General features: G+C 60.4%; 15 protein-coding genes and 1 tRNA gene. 8 read left to right on the top strand and 8 right to left on the bottom strand.

Annotation, left to right across the window (positions count from 1 at the left end; genetic code table 11):
- Window positions 1-25: 25 nt before the first annotated feature.
- Entirely contained in the window at window positions 26-280 is a 255-nt protein-coding gene (gene grxC / locus ACA062_RS01480) for a glutaredoxin 3 (protein ID WP_497454920.1), read from the bottom strand.
- Between the two features lies 1 nt (window position 281).
- Window positions 282-695 carry a rhodanese-like domain-containing protein gene (locus ACA062_RS01475; protein ID WP_497454919.1) on the bottom strand — a complete coding sequence of 138 codons (414 nt, stop codon included), beginning with the start codon at window positions 693-695 and terminating at the stop codon, window positions 282-284.
- Window positions 696-849: 154 nt separating this feature from the next.
- On the opposite strand from ACA062_RS01475, the gene gpmI reads away from it, so the two are divergent.
- The 4 genes from gpmI (at window position 850) to ACA062_RS01455 (ending at window position 6,056) form a co-directional block, all read left to right on the top strand.
- Window positions 850-2,379: a 2,3-bisphosphoglycerate-independent phosphoglycerate mutase gene (gpmI, locus tag ACA062_RS01470; protein WP_497454918.1), complete on the top strand. Its 1,530-nt coding sequence runs from the start codon at window positions 850-852 to the stop codon at window positions 2,377-2,379.
- A gap of 252 nt (window positions 2,380-2,631) precedes the next feature.
- On the top strand, window positions 2,632-3,924 hold the full coding sequence (locus ACA062_RS01465; RefSeq protein ID WP_497454917.1) for a murein hydrolase activator EnvC family protein: 1,293 nt from the start codon (window positions 2,632-2,634) through the stop codon (window positions 3,922-3,924).
- 34 nt (window positions 3,925-3,958) lie between these two features.
- Window positions 3,959-5,278 carry a S41 family peptidase gene (locus ACA062_RS01460; RefSeq protein WP_497454916.1) on the top strand — a complete coding sequence of 440 codons (1,320 nt, stop codon included), beginning with the start codon at window positions 3,959-3,961 and terminating at the stop codon, window positions 5,276-5,278.
- Between the two features lies 1 nt (window position 5,279).
- Window positions 5,280-6,056 carry a divergent polysaccharide deacetylase family protein gene (locus ACA062_RS01455; protein ID WP_497454915.1) on the top strand — a complete coding sequence of 259 codons (777 nt, stop codon included), beginning with the start codon at window positions 5,280-5,282 and terminating at the stop codon, window positions 6,054-6,056.
- A gap of 171 nt (window positions 6,057-6,227) precedes the next feature.
- On the opposite strand, the gene ACA062_RS01450 is transcribed toward ACA062_RS01455, so the two are convergent.
- The 6 genes from ACA062_RS01450 to hisB all read right to left on the bottom strand — a co-directional run bounded on the left by ACA062_RS01450 (window position 6,228) and on the right by hisB (window position 10,215).
- Window positions 6,228-6,983 (bottom strand): substrate-binding periplasmic protein, encoded by a 756-nt coding sequence (locus ACA062_RS01450; protein WP_497454914.1) that lies wholly within the window; start codon window positions 6,981-6,983, stop codon window positions 6,228-6,230.
- 79 nt (window positions 6,984-7,062) lie between these two features.
- A complete protein-coding gene (gene hisF / locus ACA062_RS01445; RefSeq protein WP_497454913.1) occupies window positions 7,063-7,833 on the bottom strand; it encodes an imidazole glycerol phosphate synthase subunit HisF in 771 nt (256 codons plus the stop codon).
- A 100-nt stretch (window positions 7,834-7,933) separates the two neighbouring features.
- On the bottom strand, window positions 7,934-8,683 hold the full coding sequence (gene hisA / locus ACA062_RS01440) for a 1-(5-phosphoribosyl)-5-[(5-phosphoribosylamino)methylideneamino]imidazole-4-carboxamide isomerase (protein ID WP_497454912.1): 750 nt from the start codon (window positions 8,681-8,683) through the stop codon (window positions 7,934-7,936).
- A gap of 42 nt (window positions 8,684-8,725) precedes the next feature.
- Complete coding sequence (locus tag ACA062_RS01435) at window positions 8,726-8,983, bottom strand: DUF2164 domain-containing protein (protein ID WP_157711279.1); 258 nt, start codon at window positions 8,981-8,983, stop codon at window positions 8,726-8,728.
- The gene (hisH, locus tag ACA062_RS01430; protein WP_497454911.1) at window positions 8,984-9,622 is read right to left on the bottom strand and encodes an imidazole glycerol phosphate synthase subunit HisH; all 639 of its coding nucleotides are present in this window, start codon (window positions 9,620-9,622) and stop codon (window positions 8,984-8,986) included.
- Window positions 9,622-10,215: an imidazoleglycerol-phosphate dehydratase HisB gene (gene hisB / locus ACA062_RS01425; RefSeq protein ID WP_497454910.1), complete on the bottom strand. Its 594-nt coding sequence runs from the start codon at window positions 10,213-10,215 to the stop codon at window positions 9,622-9,624. The genes hisH and hisB overlap by 1 nt, the downstream gene beginning before the upstream one ends.
- 265 nt (window positions 10,216-10,480) lie before the next feature.
- On the opposite strand from hisB, the gene ACA062_RS01420 reads away from it, so the two are divergent.
- The 4 genes from ACA062_RS01420 (at window position 10,481) to ACA062_RS01405 (ending at window position 14,218) form a co-directional block, all read left to right on the top strand.
- Complete coding sequence (locus ACA062_RS01420) at window positions 10,481-12,706, top strand: AsmA family protein (RefSeq protein WP_497454909.1); 2,226 nt, start codon at window positions 10,481-10,483, stop codon at window positions 12,704-12,706.
- A complete protein-coding gene (gene mutY, locus ACA062_RS01415) occupies window positions 12,703-13,770 on the top strand; it encodes an A/G-specific adenine glycosylase (RefSeq protein WP_497454908.1) in 1,068 nt (355 codons plus the stop codon). Before ACA062_RS01420 ends, mutY begins: the two co-directional genes overlap by 4 nt.
- Window positions 13,767-14,039 (top strand): oxidative damage protection protein, encoded by a 273-nt coding sequence (locus ACA062_RS01410; protein ID WP_064675437.1) that lies wholly within the window; start codon window positions 13,767-13,769, stop codon window positions 14,037-14,039. The genes mutY and ACA062_RS01410 overlap by 4 nt, the downstream gene beginning before the upstream one ends.
- Window positions 14,040-14,142: 103 nt before the next feature.
- A tRNA-Phe gene (locus ACA062_RS01405) sits at window positions 14,143-14,218 on the top strand.
- Window positions 14,219-14,296: the final 78 nt, after the last annotated feature.

Below are 14,296 nucleotides of genomic sequence, written 5' to 3'. Positions count from 1 at the left end.
TCTTGGGGTCTTATAGGGAAGGCGTTCAGGCCTTGAGCAGTTCGTCGAGCTTACCGGTGCGCTCAAGGGCAAACAAATCATCACAGCCGCCAATGTGGCGCTCACCGATCCAGATCTGCGGCACGGACGTACGCCCCGCTTTCTGGGCCATGGCGGCGCGCACCTGCGGCTTGCCATCGACCTTGATCTCTTCGAAGGCCACGCCTTTGTTCTCGAGCAGGTACTTGGCTCGCGAGCAATAACCGCAGTAATCGCTGGAGTAGACGACGACGTTGCTCATATCACTTCACCAACGGCAAGTTGTCGCCTTTCCAGCTGGAAATACCGCCGGACAGCTTGGCGGCGGTGAAGCCGGCTTTCACCAGTTCGCGGGCATGGGTGCCGGCCGTCTGGCCCACAGCGTCGACCAGGATGATGGTCTTGGCCTTGTGCTTTTCCAGCTCACCAACACGAGCAGCCAGTTTGTCGTGGGGAATGTTCAACGCACCCACAATGTGACCGGCGGCAAAATCCTTGTTCGAACGAATGTCGATGACGACGCCGGCGTCCTTGTTGACCAGCCCGGTCAGTTCACCGGTGCTCAGACTACGGCCGCCGCCTTGCATCTGATAGGCAATCAGCAACGCCAGCAGTACGACGAAGATACCGACGAGCAGATAGTGGTTAGTGGCAAATTCAATCAGGTGAGCAACCATCGAAGGAGGTTCCAGGGCGTTAAAATGTCGGCCAGTATACACAGCCACTATGGTGGGCCAAACCCCGTCCGGCGGTGACGCGGTCGGAACTTCGCTTTAAACTGCCACTCCCTTTTCCATCGCCCTCTTTTTAACTCAGCCACGAGTGGAATCCATGACTACCACGCCTAAACCTTTGGTCCTGATTATTCTCGACGGCTTCGGTCACAGTGAGAGCCCTGAATCCAACGCCATCTTTGCGGCGAAAAAGCCCGTGCTGGACCGCCTGTGGGCCACCGTGCCGAACGGCCTGATTTCGGGCAGCGGCATGGACGTCGGCCTGCCGGATGGCCAGATGGGCAACTCCGAAGTCGGCCACATGAACCTCGGCGCCGGCCGCGTGGTGTATCAGGACTTCACCCGCGTGACCAAATCGATCCGCGATGGCGAGTTCTTCGAGAACCCGACCATCTGCGCCGCGGTGGATAAAGCCGTTGCCGCCGGCAAAGCCGTGCACTTCATGGGCCTGCTGTCCGATGGCGGCGTTCACAGCCACCAGGATCATCTGGTGGCCATGGCTGAACTGGCCTACAAGCGCGGCGCCGAAAAAATCTACCTGCACGCCTTCCTCGACGGTCGCGACACGCCGCCGAAAAGCGCTCAGTCGTCCATCGAACTGCTCGACGCGACCTTCCAGGCCCTCGGCAAAGGCCGGATCGCCAGCATTGTCGGCCGTTACTTCGCCATGGACCGCGACAACCGCTGGGACCGCGTGTCCCAGGCCTACAACCTGATCGTTGACGGCAATGGCCAATTCAATGCCGCCACCGCCCAGGAAGGCCTGCAAGCCGCCTACGAACGTGGCGAGAGCGACGAATTCGTCAAGGCCACGTCCATCGGTGAGCCGGTCAAAGTCGAAGACGGCGACGCCGTGGTGTTCATGAACTTCCGTGCTGACCGCGCCCGCGAACTGACCCGCGTGTTCGTCGAAGACGATTTCAATGAGTTCGAGCGTGCGCGCCAGCCAAAACTGGCCGGATTCGTCATGCTGACCCAATACGCCGCCAGCATCCCTGCGCCCTCGGCCTTCGCCGCCGGCAGCCTGGACAACGTGCTGGGCGACTACCTGGCGAAAAACGGCAAGACCCAGCTACGCATTGCCGAAACAGAGAAATACGCCCACGTGACCTTCTTCTTCTCCGGCGGTCGTGAAGAACCGTTCCCGGGCGAGGAACGCATCCTGATCCCGTCGCCAAAAGTCGCCACGTATGACTTGCAGCCTGAGATGAGCGCCCCGGAAGTCACCGACCGCATCGTCGACGCTATCGACAACCAGCGTTATGACGTGATCGTGGTCAACTACGCCAACGGCGACATGGTCGGCCACAGCGGCGTGTTCGACGCGGCCGTCAAAGCCGTTGAATGCCTGGACCTGTGCGTCGGCCGCATCGTCGACGCCCTGGAAAAAGTCGGCGGCGAAGCGCTGATCACTGCCGACCACGGTAACGTCGAGCAAATGTCCGACGAGTCCACTGGCCAGGCGCACACCGCCCACACCACCGAGCCGGTGCCGTTCATTTATGTCGGCAAGCGGGACCTGAAGGTTCGCGAAGGCGGCGTGCTGGCAGACGTGGCGCCGACCATGTTGATGTTGCTGGGCCTCGAAAAGCCAGCCGAAATGACCGGGACTTCGATTCTGGTGTAACCCGGTCGCACAAACACAGCCAAACCCTGTGGGAGCGAGCTTGCTCGCGATAGCAATCTGACAGCCAACATCCATGTTGAATGTCAGGACGCCATCGCGAGCAAGCTCGCTCCCACAGTGGTTTGTGGTGGTTTCGAAGGCTAATTACCCCCGCACCCCGCTCCAGTCATCACACAGCCCCAATTGGGCGTTTTTTTTGCAGCGCTTGGCGGGCATACTAGGGCGTCCCTTTCCCTGGTATCACCCGCCTCTATGCTTCGCGTCCTGATAGCCCTTGCCCTGACTTGCCTGCTCCAACCGGCCTTTGCTGACGAGCGCGCGCAAACCCAACAACAGTTGGACGCCACGCGTCAGGACATTGCCGAGCTGAAAAAACTGCTGGGCAAATTGCAGGAAGAAAAGTCCGGGGTACAGAAAGATCTCAAGGGCACCGAGACCGAGATGGGCAAGCTCGAGAAGCAGGTCGAGGCCCTGCAAAAAGAGCTGCAGAAAAGCGAATCCGAGTTGCAGCGACTCGATGCAGAGAAAAAAAAACTCCAGAGCGCGCGCATTGAACAGCAACGACTGATCGCCATTCAGGCCCGTGCGGCCTATCAGAACGGCCGCCAGGAGTACCTGAAGCTGCTGCTGAACCAGCAGAACCCGGAAAAATTCGCCCGCACCCTCACCTATTACGACTACCTGAGCCAGGCTCGCCTGGAGCAGCTGAAGAATTTCAACGAAACCTTGCGCCAACTGGCCAATGTCGAAAAAGACATCGCCATGCAGCAGGCGCAACTGCTCGTGCAGAAAAGCAGCCTCGACAGCCAGCGCGACGAACTCGACAAAGTCCGCGAGGAGCGCCAGCAAGTACTGGCCAAGCTCAACACCGACGTAAAGGCGCGCGATCAGAAACTGGCCGCCCGCGAGCAAGAGCAGGCGGACCTGTCTAAAGTCCTTAAAACCATCGAGGAAACCCTGGCCCGCCAGGCTCGCGAGGCAGAGGAAGCGCGGCAAAAAGCGCTGATCGCCCAGCAGGAAGCCGAAAAAAAGCGTTTACGTGAGGCTCAGGCACAAGCAGATGCCACTGACGCCCCACGCAAACCTGTCAGACCGACCCCCGGCGCACTGGTTTCCAGTTCAGGCGAAACCTTTGGTGGCCCTTTTGCTTCAAGCCGGGGAAAACTTCCCTGGCCTGTTGATGGTCGACTGCTTGCACGCTTTGGCGAATCCCGTGGCGACGACGCCCGCACCAAGTGGGACGGCGTGATGATCAGCGCCTCCGCCGGCAGCCAGGTACACGCCGTGCATGGCGGTCGCGTGGTGTTCGCCGACTGGCTGCGTGGCGCCGGGCTGCTGGTGATTCTCGACCACGGCAACGGTTTCTTGAGTCTTTATGGTCACAACCAGACGCTGCTCAAGTCTGCAGGTGACGTGGTAAAAGCCGGCGAGTCCATTTCCACCGTCGGCAACAGTGGCGGTCAGGACACACCAGCGCTGTATTTCGCTATTCGTCAGCAGGGTCACCCAAGTGATCCCGCGCAATGGTGCCGCGCGCAAGGATAGGCGCTGAATCACCTACATTAGGAGTTCGTTCGACATGCTGCATTTGCCCCGCCTTACCTCGCTAGCCCTGACGATCGCCCTGGTGATCGGCGCGCCTCTGGCGTTCGCCGCTCAACCTGCTCCGGCGGTTGCACCTGCGGGCACTGCTGCGACCACCAAGGCGCCATTGCCTTTGGAAGAGTTGCGCACCTTCGCCGAGGTCATGGACCGGATCAAGGCGGCCTATGTCGAACCGGTGGACGACAAAACCCTGCTGGAAAACGCCATCAAAGGCATGCTCAGCAACCTCGACCCGCATTCCGCCTACCTGGGCCCGGAAGACTTCGCTGAACTGCAGGAAAGCACCAGCGGCGAATTCGGCGGCCTGGGCATCGAAGTCGGCGCCGAAGACGGTTTCATCAAGGTGGTCTCGCCGATCGATGACACCCCGGCGTCCAAGGCTGGCATTCAGGCCGGCGACTTCATCGTCAAGATCAACGGCCAACCGACCCGCGGCCAGAGCATGACCGAAGCCGTGGACAAAATGCGTGGCAAGATCGGCCAGAAGATCACCCTGACCCTGGTGCGCGACGGCGGCACGCCGTTCGACGTGACCCTGGCTCGCGCCATCATTCAAGTGAAGAGCGTGAAGAGCCAGCTGCTGGAGTCCGGCTACGGCTACATCCGCATCACCCAGTTCCAGGTCAAGACCGGCGAAGAGGTTTCCAAGGCCCTGGCCAAGCTGCGCAAGGACAATGGCAAGAAGCTCAACGGCATCATCCTCGACCTGCGCAACAACCCCGGCGGCGTGCTGCAAGCGGCGGTGGAAGTGGTCGACCACTTCATCACCAAGGGCTTGATCGTTTACACCAAGGGCCGTATCGCCAACTCCGAACTGCGCTTCTCCGCCACCGGCAAAGACGAAAGCGAAGCCGTGCCCATGGTCGCATTGATCAACGGCGGCAGCGCTTCGGCTTCGGAGATCGTCGCCGGCGCCTTGCAGGATCAAAAGCGTGCGGTAGTGATGGGCACCACCAGTTTCGGCAAAGGCTCGGTCCAGACCGTGCTGCCGCTCAATAACGAGCGCGCACTGAAAATCACCACGGCGCTGTACTACACGCCGAACGGCCGCTCGATCCAGGCGCAGGGCATCGTGCCGGACATCGAAGTGCGCAGGGCCAAGATCACCAACGAGCAGGACGGCGAGTACTTCAAGGAAGCCGACCTGCAAGGCCACTTGGGCAATGGCAACGGCGGCGCCGACAAGCCTACCGGCTCCAGCGGCAAAGCCAAGGCGATGCCGCAGGATGACGATTATCAGTTGGCCCAGGCCTTGAGCCTGCTCAAAGGGCTGAGCATCACCTCTGGCCGCTGAGATGCGCTTGCGGTTCATCCTCGCACTGATGTGCTGCCTGGCGGGTGCTGCTCACGCAACGCCCGTCGCGACGCCGCCTCAAAAGGCCTATTTAAGCCTGATCATCGATGACCTGGGGCAAAACCTGCCCCAGGATCGCCGCGTGCTGGCCCTGCCCGGCCCGGTCACCGCAGCGATCATGCCCGATACACCCCACGCCACCGAGTTCGCTCGCGAAGCCCATCGCGCCGGCAAGATCGTCATTCTGCACATGCCCATGGCCCCAGCCACCGGACCATTCGCCTGGCATCCCGAGCTGCCGATCGAAGAACTCGAGAAGCGCCTGAATGCGGCGTTCAAGGTGGTGCCCCATACCGCCGGCATCAACAATCACATGGGCAGCCGCATGACCGCTCAACCGGCTGCCATGGCCTGGTTGATGGCTGACTTGCAGCGTCGGCACAAGTTTTTCGTCGACAGCCGCACCAGCGCCCAGACCGTCGCGGCGGCCCAAGCGCAGAAGATTGCATTGGCGAGCGTTTCGCGGGATGTGTTTCTGGATGACGAGCCCACGGAAGCGGCGATCTTCACACAGCTGCAGACAGCCATCAGCCTGGCGCGCAAGCAGGGCTCGGCCGTGATGATCGGGCATCCTTACCCGCAGACATTGGCGGTGCTGGAGCGTGAATTGCCCAAGCTCAAGGCCCAGGGAGTTGACTGGATCGATATCGAGCAGATGATCAGCGTGCGTGGCAACCGCGCTACCGCTGCACATGGCAAGGATGGCGTGTACCGCTAATTTGCTCCACCACAAAACCAATGTGGGAGCAGCCGGTCGACGCTCGATTGCTCGCGATGAGGCCATAACAGTCGACTCATATGTTGACTGCTAGACCGCTATCGCGAGCAATCGAGCGTCGACCGGCTGCTCCCACAGTGTTTTGAGTCGGGTCAGGTTTCGCTGATAGCCTTAGAGATACCGCGCCATAATGTCATCCACCACGCCTTCCTTGCGCAGTTGATCCAGCGCGGCCTGAAGCCTGGCCACCACCTCGTCCGGCACATTCCTGTTCAATGCCAGGTACAACTCGGCACTGTTGAAACGCAACACCGTCTTGAGCCCGCTCACGCCTTCCTGGCGCGCCAGATACCGCCCGGCCGGGTCGCCTGTGGCCCACAGGTCAATCTGGCCGCTGGTGAGTTTCTTCGCATTGTCCTGATCCCGCAGCACGACAATCGGCCTCAACCCTAGCTTGGCCAGCGATACGGCGATCGCATCACCCTTGTAGGCGCCAATCTTGTATTTGCGTGCCTGATCCAGCGTCTCGAGGGTGATCCTGCTGTCAGCCCTGGCCAGCATGATCCAGTCATCAGGGCCGATCGGGCCGACCCACTTGAAGAGTTTCTCGCGGTCCGGCAACCGTGCCATGACGAACACGCCATAACCGGGTTTCTCGAGGGCGATCTTGTAGATCCGCTCCCAGGGGAAACGTAGCGTCAGGCTGTAGGTGATGTCGGCGCGCTTGAACATCTCGCGGACGATGTCCACGGCGATGCCATTGATGTTCTCGTCCTGAGCGAAATTCTTGCCGTTCTTTGCCATGTTGTAGGGCGGGAAATTTTCCGTCAGCAGCACCATATCGGTGTCGAGACTTTCTACCGCATGAGCCCCGTTGAGGAGCAACACAGAAGTGCTGGCGAGGGCGAGGAGAAGGCGTCTAAGCATGTCTGGCTACCGAAATCCATGGCGTGCTCAAGAGTGCCTTGAGCCCGCCATGCTGTCCACTGGCCTGCTTCGATTTGTTTTAGCGCATGACGATGCCGCGATGGGCCATGTAGGCCTTGGCTTCCTGCACCGTGTATTCGCCAAAGTGGAAAATACTCGCCGCCAACACCGCACTCGCGTGGCCTTCGAGAATGCCGTCGGCCAAATGCTGCAGGTTACCGACGCCGCCGGAAGCGATGACCGGAATGCCCAGCGCATCGCTGATGGCACGGGTGACGCCCAGGTCGAAGCCGTTTTTCATGCCGTCCTGGTCCATGCTGGTCAGCAGGATTTCACCGGCGCCCAGGCCTTCCATTTTTTTCGCCCACTCCACCGCGTCGAGACCGGTAGGTTTGCGGCCGCCATGGGTGAAGATTTCCCAGCGCGGGGTTTCGCCCGGGCCGGAGACCTTCTTGGCGTCGATGGCGACGACAATGCACTGCGAACCGAAATGCTGCGCCGCTTCGCCAACGAATTCCGGATTGAATACCGCCGCGGTATTGATCGAGACCTTGTCCGCGCCGGCATTCAGCAGATTGCGAATGTCCTGCACGGTGCGCACGCCACCCCCCACGGTCAGCGGGATGAACACCTGGCTGGCCATGCGCTCGACGGTGTGCAGCGTGGTGTCGCGACCGTCGACGCTGGCGGTGATGTCGAGAAAGGTAATCTCGTCGGCACCCTGCTCGTCGTAGCGACGGGCGATTTCCACCGGATCGCCGGCATCGCGGATGTTCTCGAACTTGACGCCCTTGACCACCCGGCCGTTTTCCACGTCCAGGCAAGGGATGATGCGCTTGGCTAACGCCATGAGCTTAATCTCCGATTAAGAGTTGCAAGCTTCAAGCTACAAGCTGCAAGAAAGAGCGGATCACGGTCGCGCTTCTAACTTGCAGCTTGCAGCTTGCAGCTTATGGCTTGGAGCTGGCCGCGTAGCTATCACAGAAAGCCTGAGCTTCAGCCACATCCAGCGTGCCCTCATAAATCGCGCGGCCTGTGATGGCGCCGATGATGCCTGGTGCCCTGGCGTCGAGCAGCGACTTGATGTCACCCAGATTGTGGATACCGCCGGAAGCGATGACCGGAATCTTCGTCGCGGCGGCCAGCGCAGCGGTGAACGGTACATTGCAACCTTGCATCATGCCGTCTTTGGCAATGTCGGTATAAACGATCGCGGACACGCCGTCGGCTTCGAACTGCTTGGCCAGGTCGATCACCTGAATCGTGCTGATTTCAGCCCAGCCGTCGGTGGCGACAAAACCGTCCTTGGCGTCGAGGCCGACAATCACCTTGCCCGGGAACGCGCGGCAGGCTTCGGCAACGAAGGCCGGATCTTTCACGGCTTTGGTGCCGATGATCACGTAGCTCACGCCCGCTTTGACGTAGTGCTCGATGGTTTCCAGGGAGCGGATACCGCCGCCGATCTGGATCGGCAGGTTCGGGTAGCGCTTGGCAATGGCGGTAACCACTTCGCCGTTGACCGGCTGGCCTTCGAAGGCACCGTTCAGGTCGACCAGATGCAGACGGCGGCAACCGCCCTCCACCCACTTGGCAGCCATGCTCACCGGGTCATCGGAGAACACTGTGGAATCTTCCATGCGGCCCTGGCGCAGACGAACACAGGCACCGTCTTTGAGATCGATAGCGGGAATAATCAGCATCTGGCAAACCTTCAAATTCGATTGTTCAGCTTCGCTCGAAAATCAGTTTTTCTCGAGCGCCCACAGGTCGCTTTCGATGCTTTCGAACCTCTCTTTAAGGTGCGTCTGCACATCGAAAATCGCCCTGTTGTAATAGTGCGGCGCAATTTCACGGGTAAACAGCTCAAGGATTTCGGCCGCTTCGAACGAACCCAGGTCGAGCTCGAAGCGATCCTCCATGAAGCGTTTGATCTTCTGGTTGGCCTCGTTCTCCTGTTCAGGAGTGAGGGTCAGGATCGGTGGCTTCTTCTTGGCGGCCATTTACCAGCGACCATCCCACGCGGCGAAGTTCTGCAGCAATTGCAGGCCATGGGTATGGCTCTTTTCCGGGTGGAACTGCACGGCGAAACGCGAGCCGTCGGCCAGCGCAGCGGCAAAATCGACGCCGTAGTGACCGCCACCCACCACTTGCCGAGGGTTATCGGCGGCGATGTAGTAGCTGTGTACGAAGTAGAATCGCGCCAGGTCGGGAATGTTGTGCCACAGCGGGTGCGAGACCGTCTGTTTCACTTCGTTCCAGCCCATGTGCGGCACTTTCAAGTGCTCGCCGTCTTCGTGCAAATCCTTGCCGAAGAACTTCACCTGGCCTGGAAACAGGCCGATGCAGTCGACGCCGTCGTTCTCTTCACTGCTGTCGAGCAAGGCTTGCATGCCGACGCAGATGCCGAGGAACGGACGGTCCTGGCTGACTTCACGCACCAGCGAATCGAAGCCCAGGCGACGGATCTCCGCCATGCAGTCGCGAATCGCGCCGACGCCGGGGAATACCACCCGGTCGGCTTCGCGAATCACGTCTGCATCGCTGGTGATCAGGACCTTGCCGGCACCGACGTGCTCGAGGGCCTTGGCCACCGAGTGCAGGTTGCCCATGCCGTAATCGATAACCGCGACCGTCTGCATTACAGAACGCCTTTGGTCGACGGCATCTGACCGGCCATGCGGTCATCCAGCTCTACCGCCATGCGCAGGGCGCGGCCGAAAGCCTTGAACACGGTTTCGATCTGGTGGTGGGTGTTGTGCCCACGCAGATTGTCGATGTGCAGGCTGACGTTGGCGTGGTTGACGAAGCCCTGGAAGAATTCCTGGAACAGGTCAACATCGAAACCGCCGACGGTCGCGCGGGTATAGGGAACGTGCATCTGCAGGCCAGGACGGCCGGAGAAGTCGATCACCACGCGCGACAACGCTTCATCGAGCGGCACGTAGGCGTGGCCGTAGCGACGGATGCCTTTCTTGTCGCCGATGGCTTTGGCAAAGGCCTGACCCAGAGTGATACCGACATCCTCCACGGTGTGGTGGTCGTCGATATGCAGGTCGCCCTTGCTGACAATATCCAGGTCGATCAGCCCGTGACGGGCGATCTGGTCCAGCATGTGCTCAAGAAAAGGAACACCGATATCAAATCGGGCCTTTCCGGTGCCATCCAGGTTGATCGAGGCTTTGATCTGGGTTTCCAGAGTGTCGCGCTCGACTGACGCCTTACGTTCGGCCATCACCAGCTCCGCAAAATCATTGGGCGAAAAAGGCAACCATTATAGGGGCGCGGGCCGGAAACAGAAACACGAGAGGTGATATCACTGACGGACTGAATTCAACAGCCCCGTAGCTATACCTGTAATGACATGTAGGAGCCGGCTTGCTGGCGAACCCACCCAGCCGCTGGATCTACTGCCTACATGATCGCTGACCGATCATCCGCTTCGGAGCGCTATACTCCCCGGCTAAATTTCGAATTCGACTAACTACAAGGACTCGCCCATGAAAGCGTTCGGCAAAATCCTGGGTCTGGTACTTCTCGGGCTGTTGCTGATCATTGTGGCGCTGGGCTTTGCCCTGACCCACCTCTTCGATCCCAACGACTATAAAGACGAGATTCGCCAGATTGCCCGCGACAAGGCCCACATCGAGCTGACGCTCACGGGCGATATCGGCTGGAGCCTGTTTCCCTGGCTGGGCCTGGAATTGCACGAAGCCAGTGTCGCGACCCTGGCCAAGCCCACCGAGCCGTTCGCTGACTTGCAGATGCTGGGCCTCTCGGTTCGCGTGCTGCCGCTGCTGCGCCGTGAAGTGCAGATGAGCGACGTGCGTGTCGAAGGCTTGAACCTGCGTCTGAATCGCGACAAGGACGGCCACGGCAACTGGGAAGACATCGGCAAGGTCCCGGCGCCTGCCACCCCGGCCACACCGCCCGCCACCAGCGAAGCTGCAGCACCGCAGACTACCGCCCAAGCGGAAAAACCGGCCCAGCCGATCCGCCTGGACATCGACAGCCTGACCGTCAACAACGCCCGCGTTGAATACAGCGACGAAAAAACCGGCAAGCTGTTCAGCGCCGAAAGCATCCAGCTCAGCACCGGGCCGGTCCACGACTCGACCAATATTCCGATCAAGCTCACCGCGTTTCTCGGCACCAACCAACCGGTTCTGCGAGTCCGTACCGAGCTCAATGGCGAACTGCGCTTCGAGCGTGCGCTGCAACGCTACAAATTCGAAGACATGAAACTTTCCGGTGAAATCGCCGGCGATCCTTTGCAAGGCAAAACCATCACCTTCGCCGCCCAGGGCCAGTTGTTGCTGGATAAAGCAGCTAACGTCGCCGAATGGACCGGCATCAAGCTGTCTGCCAACCAACTGCGCGCTTTGGGTGAACTGAAGGTCAACGACCTCGACAAGACCCCGCAAATCAGCGGCGGCCTGTCGATTGCCCAGTTCGACCTGGCGAAATTCGTCGACAGCATCGGCCAGAAACTCCCGGCCATGGCTGAAGGCAGCCTGAGCAAAGTCGAACTGGCCAGCCGTCTTTCCGGTACACCGACCAGCGTGTCGTTCGACGACATCAACCTGAAGGTCGACGACAGCACCTTCAGCGGTCGTATCGCCGTCGAAGACTTCGCCAAACAATCGCTGCGGGCGAACCTCAAGGCTGACACCTTCAACGTTGATCGTTACTTGCCGCCAAAATCCGCCGAAGCCAACAGCGCAAAACAGGTACGCGAGGCCGAAGTCGCCAACACCGAGGCCAATGCCATGGCCGGTGCGGGCAGCACCCCACTGCCACCATCACCGACCAAAGGCCCGTGGAGCACTGCGCGGCTACTGCCGGTGGAACGCCTGAGCAAACTCGATGTGGACGCCGACCTGACCTTCGGTCAACTGACCCTCGACAAGCTGCCGATCCACAACGCTGCACTCAAGGCCACCGGCGTGGGCGGCCTGCTGACGCTGGAGAACCTGCGCGGCGACCTGTACGACGGCAACTTTGAAGCCAAGGGCACCCTTGACGTGCGCCAGCCGGTGCCGGCGCTGAACATGCAGACGCGCATCAGCCGGGTCCCGGTGGAAAAAATCCTCGAAAGCCAGGGTAAAAATCCGCCGGTCAAAGGTCTGGTCACGCTCAACAGCAACCTGACCGGCAGCGGCAACAGCCAGAGCGCGCTGGTCGACAGCCTCAACGGCAACGCCAGCTTCGTCATCAACAACGGCGTGTTGCTCAATGCCAATCTCGAACAGCAACTGTGCAAAGGCATCGCCACCCTGAACCGCAAAACCCTCAGCGGCGAGCCAAGGGGCAAGGACACGCCGTTCCAGGAGCTCAAGGGCAACCTGACCTTCCGTAATGGCGTGGCCAGTAACCCGGACCTAAAAGTGCGCATCCCGGGCATGACCGTCAACGGCGACGGCGATGTCGATCTGCGGGTGCTGGGCATGGATTACCGCGTGGGCATCATCGTCGAAGGCGACAAGAGCGACATGCCGGACCCGGCCTGCCAGGTCGGCGAGAAATTCGTCGGCATCGAATGGCCGCTGCGTTGCCGTGGCCCGCTGGAACTGGGCGCCAAGGCTTGCCGCCTCGATAACGAACGCATGGGCCAGGTCGCGGGCAAAATGGCCGGCGACAAAATCAGCGAAAAAATCGATGAGAAGCTTGGCGACAAGGTCAGTCCTGAATTGAAAGACGCACTGAAGGGGCTGTTCAAGCGATGAGAGCCGAGCAGTTCTCTTCAGCGGTACTGGACTGGTATGACCGCCACGGCCGCCACGATCTGCCCTGGCAACAGGGCATCACCCCCTATCGGGTGTGGGTCTCGGAAATCATGTTGCAGCAAACCCAGGTCAGCACTGTGCTGAATTACTTCGACCGCTTCATGGCGTCGTTGCCGACGGTCGAAGCCCTGGCCGCCGCGCCGGAGGACGAAGTCCTGCACCTGTGGACCGGCCTCGGTTACTACACCCGCGCGCGCAACTTGCAGAAGACCGCGAAGATCGTCGTTGCCGACTATGGCGGCGAGTTTCCGCAGGATGTGGAAAAGCTGACGGACCTGCCGGGTATCGGCCTGTCCACGGCGGGCGCCATCGCCAGCCTGAGCATGGGCCTGCGGGCGCCGATCCTCGACGGCAACGTCAAACGGGTGCTGGCGCGCTTTACTGCGCAAGAGGGTTATCCGGGCGAGCCCAAGGTCGCCAAACAGCTGTGGGCCAACGCCGAGCGCTTTACGCCGCATGATCGGGTCAATGCCTACACCCAGGCGATGATGGATCTGGGCGCCACGCTCTGCACCCGCAGCAAGCCGAGCTGCCTGCTCTGCCCGCTGGAAAAGGGCTGCGAAGCGCATATGCTCGGCCTCGAGACCCGCTACCCGATCCCCAAGCCGCGCAAGGCCATTCCACAGAAGCGCACGCTGATGCCGATGCTCGCCAACGGCGAAGGCGCGATCCTGCTTTACCGGCGCCCTTCCACGGGCCTCTGGGGCGGTCTCTGGAGCCTGCCGGAACTCGACGACCTCGACGACCTGCAACATCTGGCATCGCAGCACTCGCTGGAACTGGGCAGCCAACAGGCATTGCCGAGCCTGATCCACACCTTCAGCCATTTCCAGCTGGCCATCGAACCCTGGCTGGTTCAGGTCCAGGAAGCCGGCCATCACGTGGCCGAGGCCGACTGGCTCTGGTATAACCTCGCCACCCCGCCGCGCCTGGGCCTTGCCGCCCCGGTCAAAACCTTGCTCGAACGCGCGGCCGCCGTATTGAACGCAGGAGAGTCGTCATGACCCGCACCATCATGTGCCGCAAGTACAAAGAAGAATTGCCCGCCCTGGAGCGCGCTCCATTCCCGGGCGCCAAAGGCCAGGACATTTTTGACCACGTCTCGGCCAAGGCCTGGGCTGACTGGCAAAAGCACCAGACCCTGCTGATCAACGAAAAGCGCCTGAACATGATGAACGCCGAAGACCGCAAATATCTTCAGGGCGAGATGGACAAGTTCTTTTCCGGCGAGGATTACGCCAAGGCTGACGGCTACGTTCCGCCGGCTGAATAACCCCGCTTTCTCGGGGGTCGGATCGTAAGCGACGGTAATAATTAAATATTTTTTGAAAACTTGCTTGACGACCCCCCGAAAAACCCGTTTAATGCGCCCCGTTGCCCAGATAGCTCAGTCGGTAGAGCAGGGGATTGAAAATCCCCGTGTCGGCGGTTCGATTCCGTCTCTGGGCACCAAATACCGAAAACCCTGAATCGCAAGATTCAGGGTTTTTTTATGCCCGGGATTTAGCAAACCCTAGCTCCGCTGAATAT

The sequence above is a fragment of the Pseudomonas sp. LBUM1679 genome (genome assembly GCF_059695565.1).
Note: the sequence above shows the minus strand (reverse complement) of the source record. Positions and strands in the feature narration are given on the sequence as shown.